At 38.4% G+C, this 5,525-nt stretch carries 7 protein-coding genes; all 7 read right to left on the bottom strand.

What is annotated here, in order from left to right:
* Positions 1–620 precede the first annotated feature (620 nt).
* The gene (locus F3G86_RS06210; protein WP_149723336.1) at positions 621–1,946 is read right to left on the bottom strand and encodes an aminotransferase class V-fold PLP-dependent enzyme; all 1,326 of its coding nucleotides are present in this window, start codon (positions 1,944–1,946) and stop codon (positions 621–623) included.
* 82 nt (positions 1,947–2,028) lie between these two features.
* Positions 2,029–2,217: a hypothetical protein gene (locus F3G86_RS06205; RefSeq protein WP_002941192.1), complete on the bottom strand. Its 189-nt coding sequence runs from the start codon at positions 2,215–2,217 to the stop codon at positions 2,029–2,031.
* Positions 2,218–2,241: 24 nt separating this feature from the next.
* Positions 2,242–2,985, bottom strand: a complete 744-nt coding sequence (locus F3G86_RS06200) for a winged helix-turn-helix domain-containing protein (RefSeq protein WP_149723335.1) — start codon at positions 2,983–2,985, stop codon at positions 2,242–2,244.
* Positions 2,978–3,760 (bottom strand): formate dehydrogenase accessory sulfurtransferase FdhD, encoded by a 783-nt coding sequence (gene fdhD / locus F3G86_RS06195; RefSeq protein ID WP_149700084.1) that lies wholly within the window; start codon positions 3,758–3,760, stop codon positions 2,978–2,980. The genes F3G86_RS06200 and fdhD overlap by 8 nt, the downstream gene beginning before the upstream one ends.
* A gap of 190 nt (positions 3,761–3,950) precedes the next feature.
* Entirely contained in the window at positions 3,951–4,490 is a 540-nt protein-coding gene (locus tag F3G86_RS10770; protein ID WP_223228566.1) for a hypothetical protein, read from the bottom strand.
* Positions 4,483–5,229 carry a hypothetical protein gene (locus tag F3G86_RS06185; RefSeq protein ID WP_149723334.1) on the bottom strand — a complete coding sequence of 249 codons (747 nt, stop codon included), beginning with the start codon at positions 5,227–5,229 and terminating at the stop codon, positions 4,483–4,485. The genes F3G86_RS10770 and F3G86_RS06185 overlap by 8 nt, the downstream gene beginning before the upstream one ends.
* On the bottom strand, positions 5,174–5,525 hold a 352-nt coding region (locus F3G86_RS10480), incomplete at its 5' end, for a hypothetical protein (RefSeq protein WP_188116434.1). The genes F3G86_RS06185 and F3G86_RS10480, both read right to left, overlap by 56 nt.

Below are 5,525 nucleotides of genomic sequence, written 5' to 3'. Positions count from 1 at the left end.
AAATTTATATGGCTTACTTTATCCAAAATTTAAAAGCTTTGCCACTAAAATTTAAGCTAAGTAAGATAGGGTAAAAGCCGTAGCCACCACTAAATTTAAAAGTTAAATTTGAATGTATTTTGTTGGGTGCAAATATGTTTTTCGGTTAGGTTTATGAGCTGGCATGATCAATTTTATTTCAAAACCAAATTTGATATAGGTAGAGCCAGTTTAAATTTGAAAAACAGAGCTAGCTTTACAGAGGCTGTTTAAAAAACAAAATGCTTAAATTTTAAACCTATTTTTAAAAGACTTTGCTGTTAAAATTTAGGCAAATCAAAAGTTGTATCCACAACTAAATTTATAAGTTAAATTTAAAAGGGGAAGCAGATATGCTTTGCTTTGCGGTTAGGTTTCTGGGCTGCTATGATAAATTTTAAATTTTTATTTCAGACTGACTAAATTTGATATAGATAAGCTGATTTAAATTTAAAAAACATAGCTAATTTTGCGAAAGCTATTTAAAGCAAAGCGTTTAAAATTTCAATATGACTATGATATAGCTAGTTGTATCTGTGCTGGTATTTAAAAATAAAGCGCTTAATCTCCAAAACCTATTAAATTTAACTCAAAAATTTAACCTAAATTTTCCCGCCAAACATCTCATACATCGCCTTTTCCTCACCCCAAAGCTCACGGTGCTTTTTGATAGATGATTTGATAGCGTTTATGAGATAGAGCACATCCTCTTTTGTATGCGTGTAGTGCAGCCCAACTCTTACAAAACCTGGCTTTTTCTCTAAGATCTTATTCTCTTTAAGTCCTAGCAGATCAAAAGCATAAGGTCCAGCGCACATCACGCCAGCGCGGCTTTGTATGCCGTAGTTGTTGCTAAGCGTTGCGGCAAAGTCATAAGGCGAAATATCACGCACATTAAATGAAAAAATAGGCAGTTTTTCTGCATTTTTAGGGCCATAAATGGTGATATCTTCGATACTGCTAAGCTCTTTTTCAAAGAAATTTGCTAGCTCATCTTCGCGAGCTTTGATATGTTCTACTCCGACACTTGCTTGCAGGCTGTAAGCTAGGCTTGCTCGCACCAGCCCCAAGATAGATGGCGTGCCAGCCTCTTCAAGTTGCTCGGTATTTTTTATAAAAAGGTGCTTTGAAGGCGTTGCAAGAGCGATGGTGCCGCCACCTGCAAAGCTTGGGATATCACTTGTATAAAGCTCTTTTTTGATCGCCAAAAGCCCACAACTACCAACTCCACCAAGTAGCTTGTGAGGTGAAAAAAAGGCTGCGTCAAAGTATGTGGCGTCTAAAATTTCATGCGAGCTGGTCGCTGCGCAGTCAAATGCCACCACTCCGCCAAATTTTTTAACGAGTGAGTAAATTCTCTTGTAGTCGGTTTTCACGCCTGTGACGTTTGAGGCGGCGCTAAAGCAGGCGATGATCTTTCTTTTTGCATTTAGTTTTAGCGTCCTCTCAAGCATCACGTAGTCTATCTCGCCGTTTTCATCAAGTCCGATGCGCTCGCAGTCGCAAAGCCCTTCACGAAAGCTGATCTCGTTTGAGTGATGCTCATATGGGCCAACAAGCACGAGCGGTAAATTTACGCTTCTTAAATTTGCTTCGCCGATCAAGGCTCTTGTGGTTGGCGGCAGATAAATTCCTATTATCTCCTGAAATTTCTTTATCGCAGCCGTTGCGCCTTGTCCTGTTGCTATTAGATAAAAGCTCTCATCAAGCCCCAAAAGCTCTTTTAACTCGGCTCTTGCGTTTTCGTAGCGTTTTTGCGTTAGCACGGCGCTTGAGCTGCTGTCTGAGTGAGTGTTTGCGTAGGTTTTTAAAAATTTTGAAATTTCATCTTCGATAGGCGCATAGGCAAGGCCTGAGGCCGTGTAGTCAAAATAGTAAATTCCATCTTTTAAAATGATATTTTTTCTTACTTCATCTATGGTTAGCACGGTTTTCCTTTGCTTAAATGCAGGGATTATAATGAAAATTTGTATAAAGTGAGGTTACAAGCGGGCAGGGCGCCCACTTGCGTTATTTGTTTAAGAAGTTTTTTTCTAACCACTCGTTAGCTTTTGCTTCACTCTCAAATCTTTGGCTCTTAGCAACTTGGTTTGCACCCTCGTAAAAACGGATACGAATGCCGTCTTGAACGCTATCGATCTTGATTCTAGTGATCTTATCTTTGTTTAGATAAGTCCTGTCGTTTAGTTTTACATACATGTTTTCTCCTTTTAAAAATTTGGTTTATTTTTTATCGTTTTTCTTCTCGTCTTGTTTTAAAAATAGCTCTTTAAAGCGCTTATTTGCATAGTCTTCGATGTCGTTTTGAAGCTGTTTATAGGCGTTTATGAGCTCATGAGCCCTATCATTTAGTGTGGTGCCAGCGTTATCTCCGCCACCTTGCTTAGTCGTAAAGAGATCTTCTTTTAAATTTTTTTGCAAAATTTGCAGATGCGACCAGCATTTTTTATAGTTCATGCCTAAAATTTCAGCTGCCTTTGATATCGAGCCAACCTCGGCTATAACATCTAAAACTTCGGTTTTACCCTTGCCAAATATAAGCTCGCCCTCGTCGTTTTCTATCCAAGTCTTTGTCTTTACTCTCATCTTTTTGCCTTTCTTTTCCTTAAAACAGCCTAGCTGACAGTACTTCACGTCAAAGCCGTAGTCTCTAAGCGTCGAGCGCATGGTCTTTAGCCCGCCGTTAGCCGCCGCCATCTCTCTTGCATCTTTGCAAAAAACTCTGCCCTTTTCGTCGCTCACTTCTTTTAGTTTTAGTGACAATGTAAATTTACCGCGGTCTTTATCTAGGGCTCCAAACTGTCCAAGCTCGCAGTTGTCTATCTTGATGTCAAGCCTGGTTGCCTCGTCGCTTACCTCACCGACTTCTATGCCAAGCTTGTTTGCGATCTTAAAAGCCGTGCCGCAGTCAAGTTTGCCGCTTTTATTTAGCGTTTGTTTTATCAGCTCTTCTAAATTTTTACTCATAAATTCTCTCTTCGCCGCTATAAACGTTGATATTTTCGCCCCTTGCAAAGCCGCAAAGCGTGAGCTCAAATTTACGAGCTATCACCACGCCAAGGCTAGTTGGTGCTGTCCTTGAGATAAGCGCTGGGATGCCGTGCATAACGGCCTTTGCAACCATCTCTGAACTAAGCCTGCCACTCACCATCAAAAATGAATTTGCTAAGTTAGCTCCGTCTAAAACGGCCTTGCCAACGGCTTTGTCGATCGTGTTGTGCTGAGCGATATCCTCGCCTATGTAAAATTTATCTTCGCTCACAAAGAGCTTTGCCGTATGCACGCAGCCAGTCATCTCATAAAGCTCGCACTGCGTGTAAAACTCTTTCATTTGAGCAAGGATCATATCTTTGTTAAATTTAGCCCCGCTTTTTACGGCTCTTGCCGCCATCGCCTGTGGGTCGATATTTGCTGTTGAGCTTCTGCCACAGCCACTTATTATGACCTTCTCTTCGTCAAACTGCTCTAGGCGTTTTTCGTTCACTTTGGCGCTTACATAGACGCTTAGCTCGTCGCTTGAGAGCCTAACTTCGGCTATGTCTTCTGGCTTTGTGATGACATTTTCGCTGATCAAATAGCCCACAGCAAGCGCCTTTTGATCGGTAGGCGTTGCCATAACGGCACCAAATTTTTTGTCATTTATGTAAATTTCAAGCTTGATCTCACGCACCAAAATATCATCAACCTGTGCTTTTTGCTCGCCTTTATATTTGATGATCTGCGTTTTATAAATCGGTTCCATCTTGCTCCTTGAAGTTTTCACAAATGATAGCCCAAAAAGCTAAATTTAATTTTGGATTGTAGTAAAAACTTGCTTAAACAAAGCAAAAAGCTTAAACGCATTTTGATACGAAATAAACGTTATTGTAATTAAAATTTGATATGCAAGATAGGCATATTTCTTAAACTTATTTTGCTATTTATTTTTTACATCACGGATACTCAAAGCCAAATTCATATTCTTTTAAAACGCCACTATAAAAGATAAATTTCTCATAGTAGAGCGGCATGTCAAATTCTTGCAAGAGGCGGCTCTCATTTTGCTCGGTGATATAGGTCGCAGCGGTTGTGCTGTTTTGCTCTTGCTGGTCTCTTGGCTTGCCTAGCTTATTTAAAATTTGCTCTTGTTTGTCGCCTAGTTTGATACCAGAATTTGTAGTAAATTTTTTTATCTTGCTGAAATTTATATAGTCTTTAGTCAAATTTTTATCATAAAATTTGACATTTATCCTTTGAATTTCGCCGTTACCGCCACAGCAAAAATCAAGTGTCATGATCTGAGTTTTGTCTAAATTTAAAAAGTTTGCTTTTTCGCCGTCTAAGAAGTATGTGACATTTTTCAAAGCTAAATTTTGACCGATTTTGATCTCACCTATGCCTGTCGTGTGTAGTAAATTTTCGCTAGCTGTTAAATTTAGAAATCCTACAATTAGAGATAATATTAAAAAGCTTTTTATAGAAAATTTACTCATCCTTGTTAAAGTCGCTCCAGCCGTTGTTAAGATATTTTGGACTAGGACTAAATTCCCCAGCTCCCACATCAAGATCGCCGCTGTTTGGTATCCTGTAATGCCCCCACGCGCATGGCTTTGTTTGCGCCTTGCCTACCTTGCACTCTCCACAAAATAGATCATTTGCGTACATATCCTCATCTTCTGATATATCGTCATACGCTAGCCTTTGATCGCTATTAATGTACCATTTCATGAGCATTTGACCTTTGGCCAGAAAATCTCCATCGCCTTTTAAAAAATAGCTCGCTAAGGCTATGTCTTGGGCATCGATCTTGCCTTTCATAAAGTCATCAACGCCGTAGTTTAAATTTGCATACTTTTTTATCTTGATTATTTGAATTTCGCCGTTAAATTGGCGAGTCTCTGTGGTTATTTTGTACTCACCAGATACGATATATCTTGTATTTGAGGCTTTTTTAACGCTACTAAAATTTATATGTAGCCTGTGATAATCGGCTCCGATATAGCCTAAAAATTTTGTACGAGTGTCAGCTATAATGACAGAAAAGTCAAATTCATCAAATTTGTTTTCATCTATAAAACGAGCTTTACTATCTAAATATCCACTAAAGCACTGCTTGGCAGCTTGCTCTGCAAAAAGAGCAGGTGACATAGATAACACTAAATAAAAGAGAATTATTTTATTTATAGTCTTCATGTTTGTATTTGTTTTGTAGTCTCTTGTAAAATTTTTCAAAGCTAGCAGGTAGCCTTTTATCTATTTCTTTAAGTTTGGATATGAATTCTTCTTGTTCTATCTGTTGTAAATCATGGCTTTTAAAAATAGTTTTTCCTTGCTTAAAAACGTTTAAATACATTTTTCCACCAGACATTATGTCGCCATAAATTTCATATATGTAGTTTGAATTCTTAAATTTATACCCCATCAAGCGCTCATTTACACTATTTTTTATTGGTGTTGGTTTTGATAAAATTTCTAAACTTTTGCTATTTCTTTTATTTACCCCAAAATAACCACCATTTGTACAATGT

It is taken from the genome of Campylobacter concisus (genome assembly GCF_902460595.1).
Lineage (GTDB): Bacteria > Campylobacterota > Campylobacteria > Campylobacterales > Campylobacteraceae > Campylobacter_A > Campylobacter_A concisus_BL.
Note: the sequence above shows the minus strand (reverse complement) of the source record. Positions and strands in the feature narration are given on the sequence as shown.